This window comes from Myxococcus sp. AS-1-15, from assembly GCF_020037055.1.
GTDB classification, from domain to species: domain Bacteria; phylum Myxococcota; class Myxococcia; order Myxococcales; family Myxococcaceae; genus Myxococcus; species Myxococcus fulvus.
The window spans coordinates 106,164-132,828 of sequence record NZ_JAIQDF010000006.1 but is presented as its reverse complement, the minus strand read 5'-3'; the positions used below and the strand labels follow the sequence as shown (position 1 = coordinate 132,828).

Here is a 26,665-nt window from a genome sequence, read left to right as displayed (position 1 = left end):
CAGGGTGGGGTTAGCGGCGACGCGAGCGCAGCGCCTGGCGCCACGCGCTGACCTGGCCCGTGTCGGAGCTGCTCGCGGCCTTGGCGCCGGGGAGCGTCTTGGCGCGCTTGGCATCGCGCTGGTGCGCGTAGACGACGCTCGCCAGCAGCGCCATCTCGCTGAGCTTCGGGTCCTCCACGCCCTGCAGCGTGGTGTGCTCGCGGCCGAGGAAGCCCGTGTCGTAGTCGCCCTCGACGAACTCCGGGTGCGCCAGAATCGCCCGCAGGTAGCGGATGTTGGTGGTGATGCCCTTCACCACGTACTCGGACAGCGCGCGCTGCGCCCGGGCGATGGCCTCGCGCCGCGTGGGGGCCCACACGGACAGCTTGGAGATCATCGGGTCGTAGACGTTGGGCACCGTGTACCCGGGGAACACGCCCGAGTCGTCGCGCACGTTGGGTCCGCCCGGCACGCGCAGGTACGTAATCTTGCCCGGGCTGGGCATGAAGTTGCGCGCGGGGTCCTCCGCGTACACGCGCACCTCGATGGAGTGGCCCTGCGGCGCGGGCGCCTGGAGCAGGGGCAGCTTCTCCCCCTCGGCGACCTTGATCTGCAGCGCGACCAGGTCCAGCCCCGTCACCCACTCCGTCACCGGGTGCTCCACCTGGAGGCGCGTGTTCATCTCCAGGAAGTAGAAGTTGCGGTGCACGTCGACCAGGAACTCCACCGTGCCCGCGCCCACGTAGTTGACGGCCTTGGCCGCCTTCACCGCGACCTCGCCCATCTTCGAGCGCAGCTCCGGCGTGAGGATGGGGCTGGGCGTCTCCTCCACCACCTTCTGGTGACGGCGCTGCGCCGAGCACTCGCGCTCGTTCAGGTGGATGACGTTGCCGTGCGTGTCGGCGAACACCTGGATTTCGACGTGGTGTGGCTTCTCGAGATACTTCTCGATGTAGACGGCGTCGTTGCCGAAGGCGTTGAGCGCCTCGCTCTTGGCGGAGCGCCACGCGGACTCGAAGTCACCGAGCCCCTCCACGCGGCGCATGCCCTTGCCGCCGCCGCCGCCCGCGGCCTTGAGCATGATGGGGAAGCCGATCTTCTGCGCGTACTCGCGCGCCTCGGCCTCCGTGGCGATGGGCTCGGTGGTGCCGGGGACCACGGGCACGCCGGCCTTGATCATGTTCGCGCGGGCGCGGGTCTTCTCGCCCATGGCGTCCATGGCGGAGGCGGGCGGACCGATGAAGGTGATGCCGGCGGCCTCGCAGGCGCGCACGAAGGAGGCGTTCTCGGAGAGGAAGCCATAGCCGGGGTGGATGGCGTCCGCGCCGGCGGCCTTGGCGGCGTCGAGGATGCGCTGCTGGACCAGGTAGCTCTCCCGGGAGGGCGGAGGGCCGACGAAGATGGCCTGGTCCGCGGTGCGGACATGCAGGGCGGCGCGGTCCGCCTCCGAGTACACCGCCACGGTGGCGATGCCGAGCTCCTTGCAGGTGCGCATCACCCGGATGGCGATCTCGCCGCGATTGGCGACGAGCACTTTGCGGATCTTGGGCATGGGCGCCCGTCTACCACGGGCCGCCTCGTTTTGCCTGGGTTGGATGCGGGCCCCGTTGTTGGCACGGAGCGCGTCCTGTCGGGCTCTCGGAGGGAGTGGAGGCTTCCACCTCCACGCTCGAGTCCACCCGGTACGCCTCGAACCTCTTCCGCCCGGAAGACCCCTCCGGGCGTCACATGCGCGCGCCCTACTTCCGCGCGCTGCGGTACTGCTCCATGTACGCCCGCGCCTGCGCGAGCTTCGCCTCGACGAACCGGTCATCCTCATCCGGCTCCGGAGGCTTGGACGGCACCGCGGCGGCGTCCCCACCGAAATCCACGGCCGCGGCCAGCAGGTTGCGCGCGGTGTTGCCACCCCCGAGCATCCGCGCCAGCAAGCCCGTCTCCACGTCCAGCCAGCGAGCGGCCTGGCGCATCACATCCAGCACCTCGCCCTCCACGGCCTTGGAGGGACGGCCCGGGCCGCTGACGCACGTGCGCGCGTAGCTGTGCTCCCGGTCCACGAAGATGCCCAGCGTGCGCTCCCGGAAGTCCTGGGAGATGGCCTGCGCCATGGCGTCGAGCTGCTCCTCCAGGAAGGGCTGCTCGGACTTGCGCGCCTTGCGGCCAGGGGCCGGGGGCAGGGCCACCTCCGCGGCGTGCCAGCCCGCATCGGCCAGCCCGTCCGGGGGCGTTTCCACCCACTTCACCTCCGGCGTGGGGAGGTCCACCGCCTCGCAGACACGCTTGAGCGTCTGACGCAGTGCGGTGAGGTTGCCTTCGACGTCGGCGAGAAACAGAAGGAGTCGGCGGTGGGGCAAAATGGGGGTTCCTTTCCTGGCCCGGTGAAAGCCCTCGGGCCGCACGAGAATTTCCCGCGCGGCCCGAGCCTGCCTGCTCTCCAGCCGAGGGAGAGCAGGCGTCCAGGGGCCCGGAAGGGAGCCTACAGCGGGATGTTCCCGTGCTTGCGCGGCGGGTTCTCCTGACGCTTGTCCTTCAACATCTCCAGCGCCCGGATGACCTTGGCCCGGGTCTCCTCGGGGCGGATGACCTCGTCGATGTAGCCCAGCTCCGCCGCCTTGAACGGGTTGGCGAACTTCTCGCGGTAGTCGTTCACCAGCTTCGTGCGCTCGGCCGCGGCGTCCTGCGCCTTGTTCAGCTCGTTGCGGAAGATGATGTTGACCGCGCCCTCGGGGCCCATCACGGCGATTTCGGCGGTGGGGTAGGCGTAGTTGATGTCCGCGCGGATGTGCTTGGACGCCATCACGTCGTACGCGCCGCCGTAGGCCTTGCGGGTGATGAGGGTGATTTTGGGGACGGTGGCTTCGGCGAAGGCGTACAGCAGCTTGGCGCCGTGGGTGATGATGCCGCCCCACTCCTGGTCGGTGCCGGGCAGGAAGCCGGGCACGTCCACCAGGGTGAGCAGGGGGATGTTGAAGCAGTCGCAGAAGCGCACGAAGCGCGCGGCCTTCACGCTGGCGTCGATGTCCAGCACGCCGGCGAGCACCGCGGGCTGGTTGGCGACGATGCCCACGCTCTTGCCGTTCATGCGCGCGAAGCCCACGACGATGTTGCGCGCGTAGTGCTCCTGCACCTCGAAGAAGTGCTTGTTGTCGACGACGGCCTTGATGATGTCCTTGATGTCGTAGGGCTTGTTGGGGTTGCTCGGGACAATCGTCTTGAGCGACTCCTCGGCCCGGAACGGGTCGTCATCACACGGCTGGACGGGCGGGTCCTCCTGGTTGTTGGAGGGCAGGAACGACAACAGCTCGCGCGTCATGACGATGGCGGCCTGCTCGTTCTCCGCGGCGAAGTGCGCCACGCCGGACTTCTGGTTGTGCGTCAGCGCGCCGCCCAGGGACTCCTTCGACACCTCCTCGTGCGTCACCGTCTTGATGACGTCCGGGCCGGTGATGAACATGTACGAGGTGTCCTTCACCATCATGATGAAGTCGGTGATGGCGGGCGAGTACACCGCGCCGCCCGCGCACGGGCCCATGATGAGCGAAATCTGGGGGACCACCCCGGAGGCCAGCGTGTTGCGCAGGAAGATGTCCGCGTAGCCCGCGAGGCTCTCCACGCCCTCCTGGATGCGCGCGCCGCCGGAGTCGTTCAGGCCGATGACGGGCGCGCCCACGCGGGTGGCCATGTCCATGATCTTGCAGATCTTCTGGGCATAGGCGCCGGACAGCGAGCCGCCGAAGACGGTGAAGTCCTGGGCGAAGACGAACACCTGGCGGCCCTCGACGGTGCCGTAGCCGGTGACGACGCCGTCGCCCGGAATCTTCTTGTCGCCCATGCCGAAGTCGGTGGAGCGATGGGTGACGAACTTGTCCAGCTCGCAGAAGGAGCCGGGGTCGAGGAGCAGGTCGATGCGCTCGCGAGCGGTGAGCTTGCCGGCCTCGTGCTGTTTGGCGATGCGGTCCGCACCGCCGCCCAGCTCGGCCTGCTTCTCCATCTGCTGGAGGCGTGCGCGGAGGGGGTCCTTCTCGGTGGTCTCGTCCATGGGCCCGCGCTCTAGCACGATTGGGGCGCTCGCGCGCTGCCCGCCTTCGCTCAGGCGGCGCGTCGGGCGGGGTCGTCCTTTACCGGGCCCATCAGGACGGGGAGCAGCGCGTCCACTGCCAACAAGTCCAGGCCGTAGCGCTGGCGGACCTCCTCCAGGGGGCGCGCCCACAGCTCGCTCCAGGGGGCGCCGAACACGGGGTGGGCGCGGCGTCCCAGCACCCAGCCCCGGGCGAGCGCCTGGACGCGGGCGTCGCGCTCGGAGAAGGCGTAGAGCAGGGTGTTGGCGAGCCCGCCGGTGAGGATGCCGAGCGCGAAGGGGGTGCCCACCTGCGCCAGGCTGAAGGCCTGGACGCCCAGCTCTCCGGCCACGTCGGTGTCGAAGCCGGTGAGCACGTGCCAGATGTCATGGGACTCGAGCAGGTGCGCGCGCACGTAGTCCTCGGGGGTGTGGGCCTCGCGTTGGGGCAGGGCGTCGGGGTCCAGGCCGTTGCGCTCCAGGTGGTCGATGAACGCGCGGCCCAGGGTGCCCTCGGGCAGGGCTCGCAGCGTGGCGAGCGGGAGGCGGCCCACGCGGGGGCGCTCGGCGAGGGCGCGGGCGCAGGTGGGGGATTGGCTCAGTCGCTCCACGATGCGGCGCATGGCGGTGGGGGGCACGAGCACGCGGGCCAGGTCGATGATGTCCTGCAGGCGGTGGGGGTCCCTGAGCACGCGGGCCGCTCGCCAGACTTCGCGGGCGAGGGTGAGGGGGCTGTTCAGGTTCATGCGGGGCCTCTCGAGGGGAAGGGGCACGGCGGGCAGTCGAGCGCGGGCACGCTAGCTGGCGAGTCACGCGCGTGGCGCCGTGTCGTCAGCGGTGTGCTCGTGGGTGGACACCTGCCGGGATGGGGAGCGGACACTCAGGGGCCGGGCGGGCGAACGCGTCGCCCCTGGCACCGTGCGCGCGTCGCGCGGCTGACGGAGGTTGGTGGGGGCAGGCGAGGGCGCGCCGGAAAAGGAGGAGGCGAGATGCGCGAGACGCGAGGTGCGTTGAAGGTGGGCTCGTTGCGCGGCATTCCCGTCCGCGTGCACTTCTCGCTGCTGCTCGTGTTGCCGTTGCTCGCGTATGTCTTTGGCGGCGCGTTCCGGCGGGCCGCGGAGGTGGCGGCGGTTCCGGCGGGGCAGCTGTGGGGCGCGCCGTGGGCATGGGGGCTGGCCGTGGCGGTGGGGCTGTTCGTGTCGGTGTTCGTGCACGAGCTGGCGCATACGTTGTACGCGTTGGCGCGGGGCGGGCAGGTGCGCTCGATAACGCTGATGATGGTGGGCGGGGTGTCGGAGTTGTCGGAGGCTCCGCCGAGGGCCCGGGACGAGGCGCTGATGGCGCTGGTGGGGCCGCTGACGAGCCTGGCGCTGGCGGGGCTGCTCGCGTTGGCCACGTGGGGTGTGGCGGGCACGGGCTCGTTCAATCTGCAGTTCGCGTGTTTCTACCTGGCGAGCCTGAACCTGTTCCTGGGGGTGTTCAACCTGCTGCCCGCGTTCCCGATGGATGGCGGGAGGATTCTGCGGGCGTTGCTCGCGGGGCGGATGGGGATGGTGCGCGCGACGCAGGTGGCGTCGGTGGTGGGACGGGGGTTCGCGCTGCTGTTCGGGGTGTGGGGGCTGGCGACGTTCAACCCGTTCCTGATGGTCATCGCGTTCTTCATCTTCATGGGCGCGGATGGGGAGGCGAAGCAGGTGCGGATGAAGGCCACGCTGGAGAAGGTGCGGGTGGCGGAGTTGATGACGCCGCGCTGGATGGGCGTGGACGTGGGGGCGTCGCTGGAAGAGGCGCTGTGGGAGTTCCGGGTGGAGCGGCGCACGGCGTTGCCGGTGACGGAGGACGGCAGGCCGCTGGGGCGCGTGGCGGTGGAGGCGGTGCGCGCGGTGCCGGCGGGGGAGCGGACGCGGCGGCAGGTGCGCGAGGTGATGCGCGCGACGCCGGTGGCGCGGCTGGAAGAGGACGGGTGGCAGGCGCTGCGTCGCATGGCGGAGGAGGAGTCTCCGCTGCTGTTGGTGGTGGACGCGGACGGGCGGCTGGCGGGGACGCTGGAGTTGGGCGACGTGGAGCGCGGGTTGACGCTCTTCCAGAACCGGGAGGAGCGGGCGGAGCGGGATGCGCGGGGGTGGCGCGAGGAGCGGCCCGCTTGAGCGGTCTCGAGGGACTGGCTCGCACGGGACGAGACGGCGCGACTCCGTTGAGAGGTTGCCCACCGGAGCCGGGGGGCGAGGCTCAGTCGAGGTTGAAGTAAACGTCGTCGATTTCGCCGTGGTACTGGTCGTTGTTGTTGCCAACGCTCTTGGCGCCCACGTTGACGGCCTGGCCCGTGGGGCTGATGTCGTAGGTGGCCGGGAGCAGCGCGCTGCCGCGCGCGACGTTGTCCACGAGGATGGTCAGCGTGGTGCTGGTGCGCTGGCAGGCGACCTTGTGCCAGGCGCCATCGGCGACGCCCACCGACGATTTGACGATGATGGGATTCACTCCGCCCGTGGTGCGGACCACGCAGCTGGGTCGGCCCTGCACGGCGTCATCGAGCTGGAGCTTCCACTGGGCGGTGCTCGCCAGCCCCTTCTGCACGAGGTTGGAGCCGTGGGCCGTGGAGAGGTCGGCGAGCGTGAGGCGGACGCGGGCGCCGAAGGTGAAGAGCGCCGTGCCGGGGTTCAGGTCGGTCGCGTCGGGGGTGGTGATGTTCGCCAGGGGGCAGCCCGTGCCGTCACAGACGGCGGGGAACCTCACGCCGAGACCCTCGAAGCCCGTCACCGCCGTCACCGTGGCGCCATTGTTCGTCTGCACCGTGCCGGTGTGGCCCTTGCCGCTGTCGTCCGTGACGGTGGTGACGGGCGTGGTGACGGTGTCGAAGCGGTAGCGCAGCTTCTGGCTCACGGCGCCAGCCGCCATGGGGGCCAGCACCAGCGTCGCGAGCGCCGCGCGCTTCGCCGTCCATCGGGGATGTGTCGTGCCAATCATGGGCTCTCCTGGGTGTCTCGGGTGTGGGGACAGCGAGGAGAGGATAGACGGGCCCGGCGTGGCGCGTGCCCTCGTGGGACGCTACGGCGTGGGCGGGTCCATGGGGCCGCCGGGACGCGGGCGACGAAGGCGTTGGAGCGCGCGCGGCAGGTCCGGCAGGGGCGGCACCATCCAGCCGCGCCAGGCCGCCACCAGACGCAGGCTGAAGGCGGCGGCGGTGGCGAGCGCCTCCGCGGTGAGTTGCGGTAGGCCGAAGCCGCGCAGGGCCGTCAGGTACACGCTCCCGGCGAACAGCGCGGCCACCGAGTAGGGCTGTCCCGACAGCAGCAGGACGGGTGTCTCGCGGCACAACACGTCGCGCACCACGCCCCCGCCCACGCCGGTGACGACCCCCAGGAACAGCGAGGGCACCACGTCGAGCCCCGCGGCCTGGGCCCGTTGCAGGCCGACCGCCGTGAAGAGCCCGAGCGAGAGGGTGTCCACCACCCACAGGGGGCGCCCCAGCAGGCTCACCAGGGTGCCGAACAGGGCCCCGAGCAGGGCCGCCACCGCGGCGGTGATGAGCAGCGCGGAGGTCCGCAGCGCGAGCGCGGGCCCCTGGCCGAGCATGACGTCGCGGATGATTCCGCCCCCAAGGCCCGTGGCGATGCCGATGACCACCACCCCCACGAAGTCGAAGGTCCTGCGCTGCGCATGCAGGGCGCCTGAGACGGCCCCGGCCGCCACCGAGGTCAGCTCGAGATAGGGACGGATGTCGTCCAGGTCGTACACGTCCTGGCTTCATGGCACGAGCGCCCGGGCCCGGACGAACCGGAGCTGCCAGGAGCGTGCGGCGGACGACATCCCCGCGTCGGCCGGCTCACAAGAAGAGGTTCAGTTGCAGCGTGGTCACCCCCGAGGTCCCCGGGGAGAAGGGGAGTTGTACGCCCGTGGGCAGAGGGGTGTCGGGGGTGCCCTGGTCCAGCCAGCCGTAGCGCAGCTTCAGCATCAGCTCGGGGGCCTGGATGAACCACGCCACCTGGGCCTCGAGCTCGAGCGTCCGGTCTCCGGTGATGTCCGCATGGGGGTCCAGCCAGTTCATCCGGACGCCGGCCCCCAGCCGGTTCCGGTAGACGTTCACGAGGACCTGCCCCCACGCCCCATAGGTGGAGAAGGGGTCGGCCACGCCCACCGGCTTCAGGGCGCGCCAGTAGAACTCTCCGAACACGATGATGCGTCCGAGCTGCCACCAGAGGTCGAACGACAGCGTGCCGACGCGGGTCGCCACCGTGGTGGGCACCGCGGGGTTGAGGATGCTGTTGGACGGGTTGAAGTTCTCCGCGTCGGTCTGGACGCGGCCGAAGTAGCCCTGGACGGTGAAGGAGATGCGCGGAGGCAGGGGCCCACCTTCCGGCGTGAAGGGCAGCTCGCTGGCGTTCACCGGGCCCAGCGGGCTCACGGTGGCGCGCGCCTCGACGAGATAGTCATCGGGCAGGTTCACCGGCTCCAGCAGCGGCGAGCCCCCGTAGACGCCCAGGTAGTAGTCGACGCGTCCCTGGGGGGTGCCGCCGAAGAGCGTCAGCCCCTGGTCCCGCCCGGACCAGAAGAAGTTCGCCACGGCGGCGTGCTCGGGAAAGAAGAGCTGCTGGGGGCCGAAGTCCTCGTGCCGCGACACGGGCGTGCCCTGCTGCCCGTAGCGCAGGCCCAGGGCCTCCCAGGGCTGCACCTCGACGAAGGCGTCGAGCACGTAGGGTGAGTCTCGCGACAGCTCCAGGGAGAGCCAGTAGCGCATCCACGGCCTGACCACGTTGCCCCGGAGGCTGGGACGCAGGACACCGAAGCTGCTCTGCAAGAGCGTCCCCTCCTGCGTCCAGTTCAGGTCCGCCTTCAGCGCCGCCTGCAGCGCCACGCGCAACAGGTAGGCGCCGTCCTCGGACTTGAGCCGGAAGCCCTCGCCCGGCACGTGTCCCGCGGGGATGAAGGGGGGCTGCGGCTCCTCCGCGGGGACGGCGTCCTCCGGGGCCCGTGGGTCCTCGTCCGACGCGGGCTGGGCCCAGGTCGCGGTGGACAGCAGCGCCAGCAGGGTCGACAGCCCGCCACGGAGGACGAGAGACCGGCTCGCCATGAGGACCCCGAGGACGACGAGGAGCCGTCATCCTAGGGGGCCCGCGGACCCCACCCGGACATGGGGCCGGGTGGGGCGGGGAGCGATTGTCGGCCAGATGACGCGGGGGGCGTCCGGCTACTTCTTCATGGTGTTGAGCGTCTCGACGACCATCTGGGGCGCGCCGCTCGCAAGGAGCGACACCGCGATGGCGGTGAGCAGGATGCCCGCGATTCGCTCCAGCAGCGTGCGCGTCTTGGGCGTCACCCTCCGCTCGATGTGTCCGGAGATGAAGACCGTCAACCCGGTGACCGCGGCATAGGCCAGCGCCGCGATGGAGAGGGCGACGACGTCCAGGAGTCTCTCCGCCTGGGCGCGGAACGAGACGAGAATCGCGAACGTGGTGCCTCCCACGGTGAGCGGGAAGGTCACCGGCATGAAGAGGACCGAGCGCCAGGAGCCGCTCTGCGCGGCCTTCTCGGCCTTGCTCTCGTCCGCGTCGGTGGGCTTGTCGGGCGGCTTGTCCTCGACGCCCCTCATCAATGGGACACCGACGTAGAGCAGCGCGATGCCGCCCGTCACGGTCAGCGCCGCGGTGCTCAGGCCGAGCAGCTCGAGCAACGGCTCGCCCACCCAGAGCGCCACCATGGCGAAGATGGCCACGTAGGTGAACAGCCCCAGGGCGAGCCGCACCTGCTCGGCGGGTTTGAACTGGCTGACGATGGGGAAGTAGGACGACACCGCCGCCAGGGGGCTGTACAGCGCGAACAGCGACAGGAACATGAGCAGCGGGTTCTCGAATGAAGGCATCTGGCGTCCTCTTCGGGCCGGGCCCGACGTGGGAATGGGGCCGACGAGGACTCCTCACGGGTCCCTGAGCAGGGGACACGTCATGCAGTGGCCGCCGCCCCGGCCCTTGCCCACCTCGAAGCCGTCTATCTCCACGACGTCGATGCCCGCCTCGCGGTACTTCTGGTTGCTGTAGACGTTCTTCGAGTACGCCACGACGACGCCCGGAGACAGGGCCACCACGTTGTTGCCGCTGTCCCACTGCTCGCGCTCCTGTTGGGCCGCGTCGCCGCCCGTGGTCACCACGCGCAGGTCCTTCTGCTTCACGCCCAGCGCGTCGGAGACGGCGCCCAGGAAGCTCTTCTCCTCCGTCACGTCGAGCACCCACGGCTTGTGGCCCGGTCGGATGCTGAAGGCCTTCGTGGTGTCGATGACCTTGGGGTAGATGGTGACGGCGTCCCGGTCCATGAAGGTGAACACCACGTCCAGGTGCATGTAGGAGCGCTTCTTCTCCAGCTCCACGGCGATGACGCGGTCCACCGCGCCCTTCTCGAAGAGCCGGCGCGACAAGACCTCCACCATCTGCGCGGTGGTGCGCTCGCTGACGCCAATCAGCACGGTGCGGTTGCCGATGGGCATCACGTCACCACCCTCGATGGCGGAGCGCCCGAACGACTGGATGTCGAACTCGTCGTGCTCCTCGCCGTGGCCGGCGTCCGGGTACCAGAAGTCGAACTTCGCCTCGCGGAACATCGGGTGGAAGCGGTAGATGACGCCGATGTTGACGGTCTCCAGCTGGCGGGACGGCCAGAACATCGGGTTCAGCGACACACCGCCATAGAGCCAGCAGGAGCTGTCGCGGGTGAACAGGTGGTTGGGCAGCGGCGGCAGGATGAAGGCCGAGTCGGGCGTGGTGGAGGCCACCAGGGAGTGCACGAAGAGGTCCCGGTCCGCGTACTGCATCAGCTCGGCGCGCGTGACGCCGCCAATCAGGTGGGTGGCCAGCGCCTCGGCGCTCATGTTCTCCAGGGCGCGCTGCACGGACTCGACCGCGGCGGGGCCCACGGTGTAGGGGCTCACCGTGTGGCTGATGGCCCACTGGCGGGCGCCCGGCGTCTTGAGTGCCTTGGTCAGCAGGTCGTGGACGTGGAAGACCTCCACGCCGCGCTTGCGCATCTCCGCGACGAACTGGTCATGCTCCCGCTGCGCCTGCTCGACCCAGAGCACGTCGTCGAACAGCAGCTCGTCGCGGTTGGACGGGGTCAATCGCTTCAGGCTCAAGTCCGGGCGGTGGACCATCACCTTGCGCAGCCTGCCGACCTCTGAATGTACGCCGAATGCGTTCATCGCGCAGCTCCCCCTGGGAAGGGCCGGGGCTCGCTCGTCCGGGGACGAGCGGGCTCACGTGTTGCTCCCAGCCGTGGCCGAAACGTCACCACCGGAACGCTGGCGGGCAATCACGGGAGGCTGGCTGCGCGAGGGGTCGACGCCCCTCCTGGCCGGACCTGGCGCCACCCCGAGGCGAGCGGGGAGCGCGTCCACGGCGCGGCTACTTCGACTCCGGCAACGTCCAGTCGAAGAAGAACCGGTGCGCGCCACCCGGAGCGCTGTCCAGCCATCCGGTGATTCGCTCGCTGCGCGAGAGCAGCGGCCCCAGCTCGGAGCTCACCGCGAACATCGCCGCGAGGTTCTCGTCCGAGAGCACATCCGCCAGCGACACCTGGGACAGTCCACGCGCGAGCAGCTTGGGGTCCAGTGAGAAGTCCGCCGCGCGCTCCAGCTTCGCCGTCGTCTCCGGCAGCGCCGCCATCGTCGCCTGCGTCACCGCGTCGTCGTTGCCCACCACCAGGTGCTTGCCCTTCTGCCGCACCTGCACCGTGCCGCCCTTCACCGTCAGCGCCCAGCCATCCTCCAACGCCTTCGCCCCCGGCAACTTCCCCAGCGGCTCCAGCGCATTCTTCATCGCCGCCGCGTCCTTCACCTCCGCCGCCAGCGCCTGCTTCACCGCGAAGAAGCGCGCCTCCGGAGCCCTGAGCGAGCCGCGCACCTGCACGTTGCTCATGCTCACCAACATGTTGCCCGTCAGCTGCTTCGCCACCGCGTCCGTCGTCGCCTGCACCTGCTCCTTCGGACACGTCGCGCACAGCGCCTGGATGTTCGCCCTGAGCGAGCCCACCGCCTGCGAAACCCCCGCCGGCGCCACCGCCACGCGCGAGAACAACAGCCCCTCCGGCTTCATCGCCGCATATGGGCTCGCCGCCTTCGCCTGGAACGGCGGCAACGGCAGCTTCGTCGTCGTGCCGTCCACCTTCAGCCCCGTCGCGTTGCCGTCCAATCCCAGCACCGCTCCACCCGTGGCCAGGAACGCCACCCCCGCCACCTTCCCCAGCCGCGCATCCGCCGCGGGCGCCTTGCCCACCAGCTTCACCGACTCCTTCAGGAGCGCCGCCCCGCCCTCATCCGTCGCCCCGTACGCGCAGACGTCCGAGCCCTTGAGCGCATAGCCCATGGCCCCACCCGCCGAGCGCGTCGTGCTCACCGTCGTCACGCCCTTCGACGTCGCCGACTTCGCCGCCTCGCCCCCGGCCTGCGTCATCGCCTCGGCCGCCTTGGCCTGGAACACCTTCGCGTCCGACACCCGCATGCACGACACGCGGCCATCCGTGCGCAGCGACACCGTCGCCGGCCCCGCCGGGTCCAGCCCCACCGCCGTCAACGTCTCCGGCTTCGTCGGGTCGATGGTCAGGAACGGGTGCAGCTCCGCGCGCCACGCCGCGGGCCTGAGCAGCGCCGCATGCGTCCCCGCGCGCTCCAGGAAGGCCGTGAGCCCCGCCAGCGCGTCCAGCTTGGGCACGTGGACCACCGTCTGGGCCTGGGCTGCGGAACGGGGCGCGGGAGCAGCCGCCATCGTGGCGGCGAGGACGAGCGAGGAGAGCATGCCCTCCGTGAGAGCAGCGCACCTCCACCCCTGTCAAGGCACTCGCACCACCCGTGCCCTCGGAACCCGCCCGGGCCTCACCCGAACGGCCAGTGGTGGACGATGTCGCCGATAAAACCCGGTGGAACAGCGAGGCGAAGCCAGTCCGCCCGACTGCCCACCGGTCCCCCCCTCTGCATCCCGTGCCGGCACTCCCCCTCATCCAGACCGAGGCGGGCACGCGGGCCCGGGGCCTCGAGCCCCAGGCGTCCGCCCGCACGGCATGTCGTGTCAGCCGGGATGCGTCACGACTTCGCGCGGCTCAGAGTCGGCCCTGGTTGGCCCACTCGATCATCCGCTCCGCCAGGTCCTCGGTGTTGCGCCGCAGGTGCGCGAGCTGAAGCACCTGGTCATCCGCGTCCGCGAGCGTCATGCGCCGCGTCAACAGCTCCGCGAAGCGCACCACCTGCGCGATGCTGATGCAGTCGGCGTCCTCCGACGCCCCGGCGAACCGCGCCACCTCCGCGTCCACCTCCAGCTGCTCATCCAGCAGCGCCTTCACCAGCGCCGAGCGGGACACCGGCGTCTCGAACTCCTCCGGATTGCGCAGCTGACGACGCCACGGCTGGGACTCCCACCGCACACGCGCGGGGTCCCTGAGGACTCGGCTCCGCGAGGGCTGAATGCTCATCAAGGCCTGCATGCCGACCTTCGTCGGCGACGCGAAACTGAGTTCCATCAGTGCCCCCTCTCCACCACGGGGTCTGTCCACGAGCGTGACCGACTTCATTCGTTCCAGCCGTTGCCTTCCCGTCCTACCCACGCGACCACCCCTTCATTACGCGCGAGCGGCCAAATCTTGATTGGAGCCACGGCGCCAAAGGGTTGCGTGCATGCGCCAGGAGTGCGTTGACACACGGCGGTGGGCCCGGGACAGTCGCGCGCGCCATGCCGACCTATCCGTCCTCACCCCGAGAGGCCTTCCACCTGTTGCGCGCGTTGTCGGAGGACCTGGCCCACCCGGAGCGGCGCGCCCAGGCGCGGGTGGAGCTGCGCGAGCTGGCGGACCTGTCGCGCGACCAGCCCGAGTCGGCCCCGCTGCGGCTGGTGACCGTCACCGTGGCGGTGGGCGCCTCGCAGGAGCGGCTGGAGCTGTTCCTCCTGCCCTCCATCTTCGCGCCCGAGTCCTGGGCCTACACCTTCCTGGAGGGGCTGCTCAGCGTCCCGTTGGACGAGTACGCCGGCAAGCGGCTGGTGGAGGTGGGCGCGGGCTCGGGCTGGATCTGCATCGCGCTGGCGAAGTTCACGCGGCTGGCGCACGTGCACGGCGCGGACCTCAACCCGCACTCGCCCGTCGTCGCGCGCTGCAACGCGTGGCTCAACGGCGACGAGACGCTGGTGTCGCGGCTGTCCTTCGCGGAGAGCGACCTGTTGCGCGGCGTCCCGGCGCAGCCCGCGTGGGACTTCGTGGTGGGCTGCATCCCCCAGGTGCTGCGCACGGAGGAGCTGCCCGGGGAGCTGTCCCAGGCCGACGAGCAGGCGCTGTATGACTTGTCGAACTACTGCACGTTGCAGAACGTGTACGAGGACCACTTCGGCCTGGGGCTCATCGCGCGGCTGCTCGACGAGGCGCCCGAGCGGCTGGCGCTGACGGGCAGGCTGCTGCTCAACCTGGCGGGCCGTCCGGGCCGTCCCATCATCGAGCGCATGTTCACCCGGCGCGGCTTCTCCACGCGGGTGCGCGTGGCGCGGCGGGTGCGGCAGGCGGCGGACACGGACATCCGTCCGCTGGTCGCGCTGGAGCAGCGCACCGGGCGCGAGTTCGAGTTCTTCATGGAGGCGCACAGCCCCGAGCCCCTGCGCGCCGCCACCGCGCTGGGCTGGCTGCAGTCGGGCCATGCCGTATGGCACGAGGTGGCCGTGTGGGAGGCGCACCTGTCGCGTCCGCGCGAGACGCTGGCCCTGCGCCAGTCGCTTCGAGGACTGGGCATCCCCGCGCTCCAGGAGGAGCTGGATCTGGGCGCCGCCTCGCCCGAGCAGCTCGGCTTCGTCGCGGCGCTCTCGGAGCGGCTCGCGAAGGGGCCGCTGCTGCCGTACGCGCACGAGGCGGGGGACGCGTCGTTCCGGCGCCAGCTGGTGCGCTACCTGGAGCGCTACTTCGGCCTGAGGCTGTCGGCGGAGGAGCTGTTCGTCGCCCCCGAGCGCGAGCAGGCGGTGTACTCGCTCCTGCTCGCCACGTGTGACGCGGGCGACGAGGTGCTGGTGTCGCGCAACCTCCACCCGCTCTACGCGCGGGCGCTGGAGAAGGCGGGCGTGCGCGCCACGGTGACGCACACGACGCTGGAGGAGATTCGCCGGCTGCTGTCCGCCTTCGACGTGAAGATGGTGCTGCTCACGGTGGAGAAGGGCGAGCGCACCAACCTGTCCGTGCTGCGCGACATCATCGCGGAGGCGTCGCGGCGGGGCATCTGGGTGGTGCTCGACGAGAGCGCCTTCTTCAACATCACCGGCCAGGTGGAGCCGCTCACCCTCTTCGAGTTCCTGGCGCGCGAGCCGTACGCCCCCAACCTGGTCGTGCTCTACGGCCTGGTGAAGAACGCGGTGTGGCCGGACCTGGAGCTGACGCTGCTGCTGCCCGTGCCGGAGCCGCTGCGCGCGGACCTGGAGGTGGCCGCGGAGGTGACGTACTCGCGCATCAGCACGCTGGCCCAGTGGTTCTATGAGCGCACCTTCGCGGACCTCTTGTCCTTCCGCATCTCCTTCGCGGAGCCGGAGCCGCCCGGGCCCCGCCGGCACCCGGTGGCGCCGCTGCCGCGCTCCTCGCGCATCCAGACGCTCTCGGCCTTCCCCGCCTTCGCGCCCAAGGTGTTCCGCGAGGACGACGCGGAGTTGGTGCGCCTGGACTACGGCGAGAACGAGGGGCCGCTGCCCGAGCCGCTCGTGGAGGGGCTCATCGCCGCCGCGGCCGCGCCTCGCGAGTCCGGCGCGCAGACGGGCCTCTCGGAGGCCGTGGCCGCCTTCCTGCTGGAGACGCGCGCCGTGCGCTACACGCCCGAGGAGCTGGTGCTCGCGCCGGGAGTCTGGCCGCTCATCCACCACCTGGGCGTCGCCCTCAAGAAGCGCCTGGGCCGCGCGCCCCGCGTCTTCCTGACGACGCCCTGCTACGGCGTGCTGCCGCCGACGTTCCTCTCCGCCGGCTGCCAGGTGGACCAGGGCACGTTGTCGGAGCTGCTCTCGCGACGGGGACAGGGCGGCTTCGTCCCGGACGCCGTCGTCATCTCGCAGCCCTCCAACCCCACGGGCGTCTACGTGGCGCGCGAGGAGCTGGTGGCGCTCGCCAACTACGTGGTGGAGCAGCGCTGCCTCCTGGTGTCCGACGAAATCTTCGGGCTGGTGAACCTCACCAGCCCCACGGCGGAGACGGTGCACAGCCCGGTGACGCTGGAGGGCGCGGTGCCGGGCGTGGGCGCGCGCACGGTGGTGCTCGGCGGCCTGTCCAAGGAGTTCGCCGCGGGCGGGCTGCGCGTCGGCTGGCTCGCCACGAGGGACCGCGCGCTGGCCTCGGCGATGCGCGAGGCGGGCCCGGGCGTGCTGCACCTGGTCACCGCACGCGCGGCGGCCTACCTGTACGCGGCCTACGCGCGCAGCCCGGACGGCCAGCTGCTCTACCCGGCGCGACACCGCTCCCTGCGCGCCTTCCTCACGAAGATGCGCCGCGAGCTGGCGGAGAAGCGCGACCTGCTCGCGGCGGTGCTGCCGAGCGAGGCGCGCGCGGAGGTGGGTGACGCGGGCGGGCTGTTCCTCGCGCCCCGCGTGACGTCCTGGTTGGGGCGCACGGTGGACGGCGAGCGGCTCACGCCCGAGAACCTGCCGCGCGTCGTCTACGAGCACACGCACGTGGTGCTCAATGGCGGCCCCTGGTGCTCGGACCCGGAGCGGGTGCGCGCCGTCTTCTCCATCCCCCGTGACAAGCTGGAGAAGGCCTGCGAGCGATTGAAGGCCTTCGGCGCGAAGCTCCCGTCCTCCTCCTGACACCCCGCCGCCAGCGAGGCGGGACTGTCCTCGACTCGACGCCGGGGCCGTTCATGTGGGGACACAGACCCTGTCCCCACGGCGGATGGGGTGCTCCGGGTAATTCCAGCATGATTGGTAATCCCCGGTAGGCCGACGGCCCGCCCCGGGGTTCTTCCGTCTCCTGTCGTGGGGGGTGTCATGCCCAATCTGCTCGACCTGCCTCGGCAGGCGTTGATGGACCTGCGTTCTCGGCTGAGCCACCTGCCGTTGGTGTCGCAGCTGCCGTTGCGCAACGTGGTGCCGGACAGTCTGGCGTTGTCGAGCCCGGCGCCGCAGGACTCGGCGCTGTCGGACCCGGCGCGGGTGCTGGCGTGGCAGAAGGCGTGTGCGCGGTACGTGAAGCCGGGGCAGGTGGTGATGGACGTGTGCGCGGGGGCGGGCTTGCGCACCTTCGCGGCGGCGACGCGTCATCCGCGGCGGCTGTATGCGGTGGACCCCTCGCGGCTGCTGGACACCACGCAGTGGGTGGCGCGGCGCAACGGGCTCGAGCACATCGACTTCGTGCGCGCGCAGCCGTGGGGCTTCCAGCCGCCGGAGAAGGTGGACGTGCTGTTGCACGAGCTGCTCGGGGAGGCGCTCTTCGACGCGGGGCTGGTGCCGAGGATGCTGGACCTGCGCTCGCGGCTGCTCAGGCCCGGCGGGCGCATCCTCCCCAACCGCTTCGAGGTCTTCGTGGAGCCGGTGCAGCTGCGCGACGAGGCGTGCCTGCCCTTCATCTGGAGCCAGCGAATCCCGGGCGTGGACTACAGCTGCCTGCAGACGCTGCGCGAGGCGATGAACCCGTCCTACTTCACGCGCGTGGTGCGCTCGTACGAGGTGGACCACCTGCTGTGCGAGCCGGAGCCCGCGTTCGCCTTTGATTTGGAGACGATGGCGGCGGACGGCCTGCCCCAGCGCGTGCGCTACGAGCGGCCGGTGATGGAGGCGGGGCGCGTGGATGGCTTCTGCCTGTTCTACAAGGTGGCCTTCGACGCGGAGCTGTCCTTCACGGTGTCGCCGCTGCGAGGACAGAATCCGGCGGGCATGACGTTCTTGCGCGTGGACCCGCGCGACTTCGCTCGCAACGAGCTGTTGTCCTTCGAGCTGGAGCTGGCCGACCCGGGGGATGTGGGCACCTGGCGCTGGCACTTCCGCTGAGGGAGCGGGCGGCAGTGCTCGCGGGTGGACACCCGGGGGGACTGGAGGGCTTCGCCTCCGTCGGACCGTGCCTAGGTTTCACCCCGGCATGGGTTCCATTCGTGGGTGGGTGGTGGTGGGGGGCCTGCTGAGCGCCTTCACGGCGCTGGGGCAGGAAGGGGGCGAGCGTCCACGCACGGTGGCGGGCGTCTGCGGCAGCGCCAACTGGGTGTGCGTGGCCGAGTGCATCGAGCCCGAGTGCGTGGACCGCTGTCTGCGCGAGGGCTGCGAGCAGTCGCTGGACCGGCTCAAGGCCTGCACCCTGAAGGCGGGCTGCGCCGAGGACGACACGCAGTGTTCGGCGAAGGCGTGCGGCAACACGTGTCAGAAGGCCTTCGAGCCCGCGCCGCCCAGTCCGGAGAAGGAGCAGAAGTCTCCGTGTGACGGGCAGGCGGCCTCGGCCAGGCCCGTGCCCCAGAAGCTGGTGGGCGCCTGGAGGCTGGCGGCCGCGAGCCTGCCGTTGCAGCAGGACGGAGGCTTCACGCGCATCGAACCCCAGCCGCGCGCGGACTATGCGCGCACGCTGCAAATCACGCCCGAGGGGTGCTTCGTGCTGCGCACCGCGTTGAAGGACGCGACGTTGGGGCAGGGCAACCAGCTCGTCGTGCGCGCCTGGGGGACGATGGAGGTGCTGGATGACCACCACGTGAAGCTGCTCGCGAAGGATGGCCAGGCGGTGGGCCCGGTATGTGGTGACAAGCGCGTCATCCCCCTGGCCCGCTCCAAGGTGAAGTTCAAGGGCGGCTCGTTCCGGTGGGACTTCGAGGAGGAGACGCTCACGTTGACGGTCGACGACGCGACCAAGCAGACCTTCCAGTTCGAGCGCGAGGAGGAGTAGCGGCCCCCTCGTAAAGACAGCGCGCCACGGGAGGCCGTCCTGCGCCATCATGGTGTGTCCCGTCGGGTGGGACACACGGAGGCACGCGTGGCCGGGATGAACCAGGAGCGGATGGCGAGTGTGGACGCGCTGTGGTTCCACATGGAGGAGCCCGCCAACCTGATGATGATCACAGCCGTGCTCGGCTTCGAGGGCCGGCTGGACTTCGAGCGGCTGCGCGAGCTGGTGCAAACGCGCCTGGTGGAGTGCTACCCGCGCTTCCGCCAGAAGGTGGTGATGGGACGGCTGGGGCAGCCGCAGTGGGAGGAGGCCCAGGACTTCTCGCTGGACGCGCACCTGCGACGACTCCAGGTGCCGGCCCCCGGAGACCGCGCCGCGCTGGAGTCCCTGGTGAGCGAGTGGATGAGCACGCCGCTGGAGCGCTCGCGTCCGCTGTGGCAGTTCCACGTGCTGGAGGGTGGAGACGGGGGCGATGTGCTGCTCGCGCGGCTGCATCACTGTCTGTCGGATGGCATCGCGCTGGCGCGGGTGCTGCTGACGCTCACGGATGGGGACGGTGCGCGGGAGGAGGCGCCGGAGTCCTCGCGGACAGCGCCTCGTGAGGGAGGGCTCGCGAAGTGGATGCGCGGGGCGCGGGCGGTGGCGGGCACGGCTCGGACGGTGCTGCGCAAGGGCGCGGAGATTGCCGCGGAGCCCATCCTCGCCGGAGACCTGGTGCGGCAGGGGGCGCTGGGGGCCGCGGCGCTCGGCAAGCTGATGGTGGTGACGCCGGACCCGCGCACGCCGCTCAGGGGGCCCCTGGGGACTCGCAAGCGCGCGGCGTGGTCCTCTCCCATCCCCCTGGAGCGGGTGAAGGCCGTGGGCAAGGCCCTGGGCGGCACGGTGAACGACGTGCTGCTCGCGGCGCTGACGGGCGCGCTGCGGCGCTACCTGGAGGCGCGCAACGTCCCTCCCGAGGACCTGCACGCCGTGGTGCCGGTGAACCTGCGGCCGCTGGATGAGCCGGTGCCTCGGGCGTTGGGCAACCGGTTCGGCGTGGTGCTGCTGCGGCTGCCGGTGCACCTGGCCGAGCCTCGACGGCGGCTCCACGAGCTGTCGCGGCGGATGGACCTGGTGAAGAAGTCCCCCGAGGCGGTGGTGACCTTCGGCGCGCTGGAGCTGCTGGGCTACACGCCCGCGCCGCTGGAGCGGGTGGTGGTGGATGTCTTCGCCACGAAGGCCTCGCTGGTGGCCACCAACGTGCCGGGGCCCCGGCAGCCGGTGTCGCTCGCGGGCGTGAAGCTGCGCGCGCTCACGTTCTGGGTGCCCCAGGCGGGACACCTGGGGCTGGGGGTGAGCCTGTTCAGCTACGCGGGGCAGGTGACGGTGGGCGTGGCCGCGGATGAGCTGCGCGTGCCGGACCCGCACGCGCTCATCGACCACTTCCACGCGGAGCTGGAGGCGCTGAGCGACGGGGTGACGCAGGTCGCGTAGCTACAGCAGGGCGTGCTCCTCCAGCTTGTTGTAGAGCGTCCGGCGGCTGATGCCGAGCAGCCGGGCCGCCAGCGTGCGGTTGTCGCCCGCGCGCGCGAGTGCGTCCACCAGGGCCTGCTTCTCGGTGCCCTTGCGTTGGGACTCGAGCGTGCGGCCGCTGTCGGCGGCGGGGCTCGCGAGCGCGGTGACGCCCTGGGGCGGTGTGAGCACGGGCGTGGTGAGCCCCGGCTGCCGGGCCAGCTCGCGCGAGACGTCGTCGCCCGTGAGCGTCTGTCCGTCCGAGAGGACCACCAGGCGCTCCAGGAAGTTCTGGAGCTGGCGCACGTTGCCCGGCCAGGGCTGGGCGCGCAGCACCGCGAGCCCGTCCGCGGTGAGCGTGAAGGGCGGCTTGCCGTTGGTGCGCGCGTGGATGTCCAGGAAGTGGCGCGCGAGCGGCTCGATGTCCTCGGGGCGCTCGCGCAGTGACGGCAGCCACAGGGGCACCACGTTGAGGCGGTAGAAGAGGTCCTCGCGGAATCTCCCCGCCTTCACCAGCTCCTCGAGCGGCTGGTGCGTGGCGGCGACGAAGCGGACGTCCACCTTCACCGTCTGCGTTCCGCCCAGCCGCTCCAGCTCCCGCTCCTGAATCACTCGCAGGAGCTTCACCTGCACGGCGAGGGAGATGTCGCCAATCTCGTCCAGGAACAGCGTGCCGCCGTGCGCCAGCTCCACGCGACCGGGCTTGCGGGTGGCCGCGCCGGTGAAGGCGCCCTTCTCGTAGCCGAACAGCTCGCTCTCCAGCAGCGTGTCCGGCAGCGCGGCGCAGTGCAGCTTCACGAAGGGCCCTGCGTGCCGGGGGCTGCCGTCGTGCACGGCCTTGGCGGCCAGCTCCTTGCCCGTGCCGGACTCGCCGCGCAGCAGCACCGTGGCCATGCCCGTGGCCGCCTTCGCGAGCAGGGCCTGGGCCTCCAGCATCCGCTGGCTGCTCCCGACGAAGGCGCTCGGGGTGCGGAGCGGTTCGTTCGTCGCTTCACCTTGCGCGCGCAGGAGCGCCTTGCGGATGGTGAAGAGGATCTCCTCGCGGTCGAAGGGCTTGAGCACGAAGTCCGCGGCGCCCGCCTTCATCGCCTCCACCGCCAGCGGCACGGTGCCGTGCGCGGTGATGAGGATGACGGGGACGTCCGGCCAGAGCCGGCCCATCTCGGCCAACAGCTGCATGCCGTCCATGCCGGGCATGCGCACGTCGCTCACCACCACGTCCACCGGCCAGCGCTCCAGCAGCGCGAGCGCCTCCGTCCCGTTGCGCGCCGTGTGCGTGGCCAGGCCCGCCTGACCCAGGAGCGCACCCAGCACCTTCGCCACCGCCGGGTCGTCATCGACCAGCAGCACGGTTCCCTTCAACGACTCACTCACGCGGCTTCTCCTTCGGCCCCACCGTCCCCGCGCCGGGCTTCCACCGGCAGGCGCAGACGCACCACCGTACCGCGCCCCTCCCGGCTTGTCAGACCCACGGTGCCTCCGTGCGCCTCCACCACGCGTCGGACGAAGGCCAGCCCCATCCCGCTGCCCGAGGCCTTGGTGGTGAAGAAGTCGTCGAAGGCGCGCTCGCGGGTGCGCACGTCCATGCCCTCACCCGTGTCCTCCACCTCCACCGCCACGTCCTCGTCGTCCCTCAGCGTGCGCACGGTGAGTGTGCCGCCCTTCGGCATGGCCTCCGTGGCGTTGCGCACCAGGTTCTCCACGGCGTTGGTGAGCAGGTCCTCGTCCGCGGCGCAGGCGGGCAGGTCCGGGGCGAGTTCACGGACGATGGTGATGGGGCTCGAACTCGCGAAGGACTGGAGGGAGAGGACGCCCTCCACGAGCCGGCCCAGGTCCACGGGGCGGGGGAGGGGCTCCACGCGCGCGAGGCGCTGGTAGGTGTCCACGACGCGCCCCAGGCGCTCCACCTGTTCGAGCATCAGGTCGAGGAACTCGCCGTGCGTGTCCCACGACTGGCCTCGGGCGTGCTCTTCCTTGAGGTACTGGGCGGCGCCCTTGAGCGCGGCGATGGGGTTCTTCAGGTCGTGCGCCATCTGCGCGGAGAAGCGGCCCAGGGTGGCCAGGCGCTCCATGCGCTCGCCCCGGGTGACGAAGGCGGTGACGCCCCGGCGCGTGGCGGCGACGAGCGAGAAGGTGATGGCGGTGGTGCACAGGACGAGCGCGCCCACCTGCGCGGCGAAGAGGCGGAAGACGGTGAGGTAGGCGAGGACGCCCACGCCCGCGAGCACCACCGCGTGCAGCGCCATGCGCGGGGCGCCCTCGCTCTCGTCGCGTCCGAAGAGTCCGAAGCGCAGCGAGGCGGTGGCCATCAAGGGCATGCACAGGAGCGTGCCCAGGTTGCCCAGGCGTGGCACCTGTCTGAGGCCGAGCTCCACCGCGAGCTCGGTGAGGAGCAGGGCGACGAGGAAGGTGAGCCCCAGGGCCATCAAGCTCGCGCGGGCGCGCTCGTCCGGGCGACGCGCGTCGCGCAGGTGCAGCGCCAGCAGCGTGAAGGTCCCGATGACCGGGGGGACCACGAGGACGGTGACGAAGATGCCGAAGCGCAGGGTGAGGATTGTCGCGGCGAGCGAGGGCACGCCCAGCGCCACGTGCATCAGCAGGGCGAGGGCTCCGAAGACGGCATAGGTGCCGTACATGGCCCAGGCCGAGCGGCGGCGGCGGCCCACGAAGGCGAGGGTGAAGTGCAGGGTGCACGGCACCGTCATCAGCGCGGCGGCGAAGCCCACCAGTCGCCAGCCCGTCTCTCCCGCGCCGGCATACGCGTAGCCGGTGAAGTTCCACGCGGACAGCGCGATGGAGAGCAGGGAGAGCGGCAGCGCGAGCGGGCTGCGCCCCACCCGGGCCAATGCCAGCCCCGCGAGCGCGAGCTGCCCGGCGCACGCGATGAGGCTGATCCACATCCCACCGGTCATGGGGTCCTGTCCCGTGCTGGCGTCACCGGCGCAGCATAGCGGGATGGCGCGGCGTCCGGAGTCGAGGCGGTGTTCGCCTCGACTCACCGACGCTCAGAGCATGCCCAGCCGGCGCGCATTGGCCGGGTCCACGGCGGCGCTCTCCCACCGACGCGCGGCCACTTCGCGCTCGTTCTCCGGCGCGTCCGCGTAGTAGCCGAGCGTGTCGTTGAGCGCGCGGCTCAGCTCCTCGATGGCGGCGAGCCGCACGTCGAGCTCGCGGTGTCGCAGCGCCGCGATGAGCCAGTCCGCGCGACGACGGCTGCGGTTCTCCGCCCACCACGCCGCCCACTGCTTCGGGCTGAGGCCCAGCGGCATGCGCGTCACCTCGCGCAGTGCTTCCGCCGCGGCCTGCGCGCACATCTCGTCTTCGCTGCGCGTGAGCTGGATGAGGCCCTCGACGGCCTCGCGGTCATGCAGCGTTCCCAACGCCCGGGCCGCCAGCGCGCGACGCATCGTGTCCCGGCTGTTGAGCTCCTGGCGCAGCTCACGCATCGCCGAGTCCAACCTCGGCAGCTGCTTCAGCGCGGCCGCCGCCACCCGCGCGGCGCTGGAGATGTCCGGCTCCAGGTCGAACAGGCCGCGCAGCACGCCGTCCACCAGCTCCACGTAGGGCAGGTTTCCCGCCGTGAGCAGCGCGAAGTAGCGCGTGTCCGCGTCATGCGAATCCAGGAGCGGCGCCAGCGCCTGCGCGGCCGGGCGTCCCAGTCGCGACAGCGCGGCGGGAATCGGGCCGAGCTCGTCCGCCTCGGGCAGCTCCACCACGGGCAGCCGGCTCCACGCGGTGGGACCCGGGAAGTGCTGCGCGAGCACCCGGGCACTCGCCTCGGGCGAGCGCGCCAGCTCCACCATCGCGTTCGAGCGCTGCGCGGCGTCCGGGCCCGTGAGCCGACGCAGCAGCGGCGCGAAGTCCGGCGGCGGGCGCTCCTCCTGCGACTGCGCGCGAGGCGGCAGCGCGGCGGCGCGTCCCACCGTGCCCGCGGCGCCTCGACCGAAGAACGGGCTCCACCCCAGCCCCGCCACCACCGCGGGCGCGGGAGCGGGCGTGGCGGCCACCGGCACGTCCACGTCGATGGTGATGTCCTCCTCGACGGAGCGAGGCTCGGACACGCGCTGCTTGCGGAAGAGGATGAGCTCCTGGAAGGCCGAGGCCAGGTCCTGGCAGAACAGGATGTAGTCCGACAGCCGGCGCTGGCTCATCGGCTTCTGTCCGCAGTCTCCGTAGAGGATGGCCACCAGCCGGCCCTTCACCTCCACCGGGTACAGGAACACCGTGCGCGGCGTCTGCCGACCGAACAGCTCCAGGTAGTGCCGGGTGAGCGCGTCCGGAGGCAGCGGCCCCGCGTAGCTTCCCCGCGTCACCGCCACCGTGCGGAAGACGCTGCTCGCGTCGAGCGGCACGGACACCTGGGTGAGCCCTTCGCTCGCCATGCCCTCGCCGCGCGCTTCCCATCCAATCGCCGCGCCTCGCAACACCGCGAAGGCGGCCACGTAATCAAACGTCCGCCGGCCGAAGCGCAGCGCCACGTCCATCAACTTGTCGCGGTCCTTGGTGGACTCGCGCAGCGCGGCGCGCGCCGCCGCCAGCGTCCAGTCAGGGACCTCCTGATTGGCGGACGCGGTGGGCGGCGGCCGGACCTCGGGCTCGGGCGGCTTGGCCTTGGGCTGCGCGGCCGGCTTGTTCGGATTGGGGAAGACGATGAACGCGGGCTCGCTCGAGCGCGGAGGCTGCGCGGGCGGCACCTCGGGCCGAGGACCTCCGGCCAACAGCGGCGAGCCGAAGCGCATCGTGGAGAGCGGCACGGAGTCCGCCCCCGACGTGGGCGCGGCGGGACCCGGTGGCCACAGCTGCGGCGCGCCACTGGACTGCGCGGGCGGCCACAACGGAGGCGCGGCGCCAGGCGTCGTCGCGGAAGAAGGCGCTCCGCTGGCCGGAGCCGTGGAGGCACGCGTCCCCGTCACGGGCTGGGAGGAAGGCTGCGTGGCAGGCGCCGTGGAGGGACGTGCGCCAGAAGAAGCACCACCCTGCGTCGTCGCCGGAGGCTGCGCGGCGGGGCCTGTCACGAGTCGGCCCGTGGACGTGGCCGACGGAACGCCGCTCACCGTCGTCACCGGAGGCTGCGCGCCGGGACCTGTCGCGGGGCGGCCCGCTGAAGCCGTCGAGGAGGCGCCGCTCGCCGCGAGCTGCGCCGGTGGCTGTCCCGCGAACCCTGTCGTTGAGCCGCCGCCCGCCGCGGGCTGCGTGCCGGGCGAAGCACCACTCGCCGCGGGAGGCTGTCCCGCGAAGCCTGTCGGTGAAGCGCCGCTCGCGGAGGACTGCGTTCCGGGCACTCCGGCCGAGGCTCCGCTCGTCGGGGAAAACGGCGGAGGCTGTCCCCCGGAGGTACCCGTCGTGGACCGGGCAGGAGACTGCGCGCCCGTCGGCGAAGTCTCTCCGGCGCGCGCCCCAGTCGGAGCACCGCTCGCGGACGGCACACCGCCCCGTTGAACCGTCGTGGGCGTCGCTTCCACGGGAGGCCGAGGGGGCGTCGCCGTGAGCACCGGCGGCTGGGCCGGGCGAGACGTATCGGGCCTGGACGGCGGCGTCGCGGGACGCTCGGCCGCGGGCATGTTCAGCCGCAGCGGGGCTCGCACGAAGGCGGGAGGCGGCACCGGGTCGGGAGGCGGCGGCGGAGGCGGACGCAGGGGCGCGGGCGCCTCGCGGGGCGCGGCGCGAATCTCCGCGGCCACCGGCTCACCGGCGACGGAGCGGGCCAGCCGCTCCACCATGTCCACCGTGAGCGACTCGTCCGACGGCGGAGGAGGCGGCGGCGTGACGGGGAGCTGCTTGTCCGGGTCCAACGCGGACACCAGCTGCGTGAAGCGCGGCGCCAGCGGCTGGCGGTAGATGGTGGAGATCCACTCGCGAATCCGCACCTCGGTGGCCACCCACAACTCGAGCGGCTTGCCGAGCAGGAACCCGACCTCGTCCAGCTCCTTCTTCGGCACCGGATACGCGCAGGCGACGTGCAGCGTCTGCCCATCCAGCGACAGCGGCACCACGCACAGCCGCTCCGCGATCTTCGGCGGGATGAAGGACGCGACCTCGAGGTTCGGCTCGAAGTCGACCAGGTTCACGGGCCGGAAGCCCGCGACGTCACCGAGCAGCGAGAGGACATCCGCCTCGTTCGCGAGCCCCTGCTCCAAGAGCAGCGTGTCCAGATGTCCGCCCTGGGCCTGCTGGAGTCGCAACAACTCTCCCGCCTTCTCCTGGGAAAGGAGCGTGCGGGAGACGAGGAGCTGGGCAAGGCGGGCGGGCATGTAGGCGCGGCATCTTACGGCCGCGGCCGCAAGGCACAATGAAGCGGTG

At 71.4% G+C, this 26,665-nt stretch carries 19 protein-coding genes; 5 read left to right on the top strand and 14 right to left on the bottom strand.

Features of this window, described 5'->3' with window-relative positions; translation table 11 throughout:
- Positions 1-10: 10 nt before the first annotated feature.
- From accC to K8625_RS18425, 4 genes are all read right to left on the bottom strand, one after another.
- A complete protein-coding gene (gene accC, locus K8625_RS18440; RefSeq protein ID WP_223746185.1) occupies positions 11-1,531 on the bottom strand; it encodes an acetyl-CoA carboxylase biotin carboxylase subunit in 1,521 nt (506 codons plus the stop codon).
- A 187-nt stretch (positions 1,532-1,718) separates the two neighbouring features.
- The gene (locus K8625_RS18435) at positions 1,719-2,330 is read right to left on the bottom strand and encodes a hypothetical protein (RefSeq protein WP_046711263.1); all 612 of its coding nucleotides are present in this window, start codon (positions 2,328-2,330) and stop codon (positions 1,719-1,721) included.
- 122 nt (positions 2,331-2,452) lie between these two features.
- The gene (locus K8625_RS18430; RefSeq protein ID WP_046711264.1) at positions 2,453-4,015 is read right to left on the bottom strand and encodes an acyl-CoA carboxylase subunit beta; all 1,563 of its coding nucleotides are present in this window, start codon (positions 4,013-4,015) and stop codon (positions 2,453-2,455) included.
- A 50-nt stretch (positions 4,016-4,065) separates the two neighbouring features.
- Positions 4,066-4,779 carry a Coq4 family protein gene (locus tag K8625_RS18425; protein ID WP_223746186.1) on the bottom strand — a complete coding sequence of 238 codons (714 nt, stop codon included), beginning with the start codon at positions 4,777-4,779 and terminating at the stop codon, positions 4,066-4,068.
- Positions 4,780-5,022: 243 nt separating this feature from the next.
- Here K8625_RS18425 and K8625_RS18420 point away from each other — a divergent pair, with 243 nt between their 5' ends.
- Positions 5,023-6,180 carry a site-2 protease family protein gene (locus K8625_RS18420; RefSeq protein ID WP_223783429.1) on the top strand — a complete coding sequence of 386 codons (1,158 nt, stop codon included), beginning with the start codon at positions 5,023-5,025 and terminating at the stop codon, positions 6,178-6,180.
- A gap of 82 nt (positions 6,181-6,262) precedes the next feature.
- Here the strand turns inward: K8625_RS18420 and K8625_RS18415 are convergent, their stop codons facing one another.
- The 7 genes from K8625_RS18415 to K8625_RS18385 all read right to left on the bottom strand — a co-directional run bounded on the left by K8625_RS18415 (position 6,263) and on the right by K8625_RS18385 (position 13,525).
- Positions 6,263-6,997, bottom strand: coding sequence for a laminin G domain-containing protein (locus tag K8625_RS18415; protein WP_223746188.1), 735 nt, complete (start codon positions 6,995-6,997; stop codon positions 6,263-6,265).
- A gap of 81 nt (positions 6,998-7,078) precedes the next feature.
- Positions 7,079-7,768, bottom strand: coding sequence for a trimeric intracellular cation channel family protein (locus tag K8625_RS18410; RefSeq protein ID WP_223746189.1), 690 nt, complete (start codon positions 7,766-7,768; stop codon positions 7,079-7,081).
- 88 nt (positions 7,769-7,856) lie between these two features.
- Positions 7,857-9,101 carry an OprO/OprP family phosphate-selective porin gene (locus K8625_RS18405; RefSeq protein WP_223783428.1) on the bottom strand — a complete coding sequence of 415 codons (1,245 nt, stop codon included), beginning with the start codon at positions 9,099-9,101 and terminating at the stop codon, positions 7,857-7,859.
- A 117-nt stretch (positions 9,102-9,218) separates the two neighbouring features.
- A complete protein-coding gene (locus tag K8625_RS18400; RefSeq protein ID WP_223783427.1) occupies positions 9,219-9,890 on the bottom strand; it encodes a MarC family protein in 672 nt (223 codons plus the stop codon).
- Between the two features lie 54 nt (positions 9,891-9,944).
- Complete coding sequence (locus K8625_RS18395; protein ID WP_223746192.1) at positions 9,945-11,216, bottom strand: arginine deiminase; 1,272 nt, start codon at positions 11,214-11,216, stop codon at positions 9,945-9,947.
- 202 nt (positions 11,217-11,418) lie between these two features.
- On the bottom strand, positions 11,419-12,807 hold the full coding sequence (locus K8625_RS18390) for a hypothetical protein (RefSeq protein ID WP_223783426.1): 1,389 nt from the start codon (positions 12,805-12,807) through the stop codon (positions 11,419-11,421).
- Between the two features lie 301 nt (positions 12,808-13,108).
- Positions 13,109-13,525, bottom strand: coding sequence for a hypothetical protein (locus K8625_RS18385; protein ID WP_223783425.1), 417 nt, complete (start codon positions 13,523-13,525; stop codon positions 13,109-13,111).
- 209 nt (positions 13,526-13,734) lie between these two features.
- On the opposite strand from K8625_RS18385, the gene K8625_RS18380 reads away from it, so the two are divergent.
- The 4 genes from K8625_RS18380 to K8625_RS18365 all read left to right on the top strand — a co-directional run bounded on the left by K8625_RS18380 (position 13,735) and on the right by K8625_RS18365 (position 20,347).
- On the top strand, positions 13,735-16,818 hold the full coding sequence (locus K8625_RS18380) for an aminotransferase class I/II-fold pyridoxal phosphate-dependent enzyme (RefSeq protein WP_223783424.1): 3,084 nt from the start codon (positions 13,735-13,737) through the stop codon (positions 16,816-16,818).
- 180 nt (positions 16,819-16,998) lie between these two features.
- A complete protein-coding gene (locus K8625_RS18375) occupies positions 16,999-17,997 on the top strand; it encodes a class I SAM-dependent methyltransferase (protein ID WP_223746196.1) in 999 nt (332 codons plus the stop codon).
- Positions 17,998-18,085: 88 nt separating this feature from the next.
- A complete protein-coding gene (locus K8625_RS18370) occupies positions 18,086-18,874 on the top strand; it encodes a hypothetical protein (protein ID WP_223746197.1) in 789 nt (262 codons plus the stop codon).
- A gap of 96 nt (positions 18,875-18,970) precedes the next feature.
- Positions 18,971-20,347 carry a wax ester/triacylglycerol synthase family O-acyltransferase gene (locus tag K8625_RS18365; RefSeq protein WP_223783612.1) on the top strand — a complete coding sequence of 459 codons (1,377 nt, stop codon included), beginning with the start codon at positions 18,971-18,973 and terminating at the stop codon, positions 20,345-20,347.
- On the opposite strand, the gene K8625_RS18360 is transcribed toward K8625_RS18365, so the two are convergent.
- The 3 genes from K8625_RS18360 to K8625_RS18350 form a co-directional block, all read right to left on the bottom strand.
- A complete protein-coding gene (locus K8625_RS18360) occupies positions 20,348-21,739 on the bottom strand; it encodes a sigma-54 dependent transcriptional regulator (RefSeq protein WP_223783423.1) in 1,392 nt (463 codons plus the stop codon). It abuts the gene before it with no gap.
- Entirely contained in the window at positions 21,736-23,277 is a 1,542-nt protein-coding gene (locus tag K8625_RS18355) for an ATP-binding protein (RefSeq protein ID WP_223783422.1), read from the bottom strand. Before K8625_RS18355 ends, K8625_RS18360 begins: the two co-directional genes overlap by 4 nt.
- 93 nt (positions 23,278-23,370) lie before the next feature.
- Positions 23,371-26,616, bottom strand: a complete 3,246-nt coding sequence (locus K8625_RS18350) for a HEAT repeat domain-containing protein (protein WP_223783421.1) — start codon at positions 26,614-26,616, stop codon at positions 23,371-23,373.
- Between the last annotated feature and the right edge of the window lie 49 nt (positions 26,617-26,665).

What these genes read in the sequence shown, in the direction of transcription:
- accC (WP_223746185.1), bottom strand. Translation starts at nt 1,531, where the DNA reads ATGCCCAAGATCCGCAAAGTGCTCGTCGCCAATCGCGGCGAGATCGCC.
- K8625_RS18430 (WP_046711264.1), bottom strand. Translation starts at nt 4,015, where the DNA reads ATGGACGAGACCACCGAGAAGGACCCCCTCCGCGCACGCCTCCAGCAG.
- K8625_RS18425 (WP_223746186.1), bottom strand. Translation starts at nt 4,779, where the DNA reads ATGAACCTGAACAGCCCCCTCACCCTCGCCCGCGAAGTCTGGCGAGCG.
- K8625_RS18420 (WP_223783429.1), top strand. Translation starts at nt 5,023, where the DNA reads ATGCGCGAGACGCGAGGTGCGTTGAAGGTGGGCTCGTTGCGCGGCATT.
- K8625_RS18415 (WP_223746188.1), bottom strand. Translation starts at nt 6,997, where the DNA reads ATGATTGGCACGACACATCCCCGATGGACGGCGAAGCGCGCGGCGCTC.
- K8625_RS18405 (WP_223783428.1), bottom strand. Translation starts at nt 9,101, where the DNA reads ATGGCGAGCCGGTCTCTCGTCCTCCGTGGCGGGCTGTCGACCCTGCTG.
- K8625_RS18400 (WP_223783427.1), bottom strand. Translation starts at nt 9,890, where the DNA reads ATGCCTTCATTCGAGAACCCGCTGCTCATGTTCCTGTCGCTGTTCGCG.
- K8625_RS18395 (WP_223746192.1), bottom strand. Translation starts at nt 11,216, where the DNA reads ATGAACGCATTCGGCGTACATTCAGAGGTCGGCAGGCTGCGCAAGGTG.
- K8625_RS18390 (WP_223783426.1), bottom strand. Translation starts at nt 12,807, where the DNA reads ATGCTCTCCTCGCTCGTCCTCGCCGCCACGATGGCGGCTGCTCCCGCG.
- K8625_RS18385 (WP_223783425.1), bottom strand. Translation starts at nt 13,525, where the DNA reads ATGGAACTCAGTTTCGCGTCGCCGACGAAGGTCGGCATGCAGGCCTTG.
- K8625_RS18380 (WP_223783424.1), top strand. Translation starts at nt 13,735, where the DNA reads ATGCCGACCTATCCGTCCTCACCCCGAGAGGCCTTCCACCTGTTGCGC.
- K8625_RS18375 (WP_223746196.1), top strand. Translation starts at nt 16,999, where the DNA reads ATGCCCAATCTGCTCGACCTGCCTCGGCAGGCGTTGATGGACCTGCGT.
- K8625_RS18370 (WP_223746197.1), top strand. Translation starts at nt 18,086, where the DNA reads ATGGGTTCCATTCGTGGGTGGGTGGTGGTGGGGGGCCTGCTGAGCGCC.
- K8625_RS18365 (WP_223783612.1), top strand. Translation starts at nt 18,971, where the DNA reads ATGAACCAGGAGCGGATGGCGAGTGTGGACGCGCTGTGGTTCCACATG.
- K8625_RS18355 (WP_223783422.1), bottom strand. Translation starts at nt 23,277, where the DNA reads ATGACCGGTGGGATGTGGATCAGCCTCATCGCGTGCGCCGGGCAGCTC.
- K8625_RS18350 (WP_223783421.1), bottom strand. Translation starts at nt 26,616, where the DNA reads ATGCCCGCCCGCCTTGCCCAGCTCCTCGTCTCCCGCACGCTCCTTTCC.